Source organism: Methylobacterium sp. AC690, assembly GCF_979256535.1.
Map to the genome: position 1 here is coordinate 1 of NZ_CEEDOX010000051.1, position 914 is coordinate 914.

General features: G+C 62.5%; 1 protein-coding gene. It reads left to right on the forward strand.

Annotated elements, in window-relative coordinates; translation table 11 throughout:
- Positions 1–914 (forward strand): Ig-like domain-containing protein (locus AC0IY1_RS25280; protein WP_471773322.1); only part of this gene is annotated, 914 nt, incomplete at both ends.

Genomic DNA, 914 nt, shown 5'->3' on the forward strand with positions numbered 1-914 from the left:
GCTCTTCAGATCGTGGGTGGAGCTGGGCAGGATACCGTCATCCTCAAGGGTGCGACGCTGACCAGCGCCCAGCGCGACCAGCTCTTCACCAGCTCCATCGAGACCATCACCGACGCCTCAGGTACCTACACGAAGGCAGGTCCTCTCGATGTAACGCCACCCGTGCTGACCTTGACCATCAACGACGGGCAGCTGCTGGCTGGTGAGTCTGCCATCGTCACGTTCCAGTTCAGCGAAGCCGTCACGGGCTTTGCGCTAAGCGATGTGACCGCGACGCACGGGCAGCTAAGCGGTCTCGTGATGGTTGATCCGCTGAAATATACGGCGGTGTTCACGCCCGACGCGAACTATACGGGCTCTGGCGAAATTTCTGTCGCGACTGGCCTCTATACGGATGTTGCTGGCAACACAGGCGCCGGTGGTCGTGTTACCACGGCCATCGATACGATTGATCGCGGAGCGACGGTCCTCACGACAGGATCCGATGTGGTCCTTCTGTCGGCGGGGGACCAGACCATTCAGGCCACGGCAGCAACGCTGAACTTGGGTACCCTCGTCTACAACGGCACGACCACGACCTACACCGGTGGTGACCAACTGGATGGCGGCGCCGGATACGATGTGCTCGCGCTGACTGGCCCAGGCAGCTTCAACCTGGCCGGCCTGGTCCAGTTCACCGGCTTCGAGGAGGTACGCCTCACCAACGTCACCTCTAGCCAAGCTAGCCTGACCCTGCGCGACGGGATGGATCTCAAGGTGGTCCTCAGCGACGGCACCACCACGCCGGGGGCATCGACCACCTTTCCGACCACGACCATAGGCGGGATCTCGGTCACGCTCGGCACCGGCCGGGTCACGCTGCAGGGCGGGAACGAGAGCGACCAGATCTACGTCAATGGCTCGAACAAGCTGCA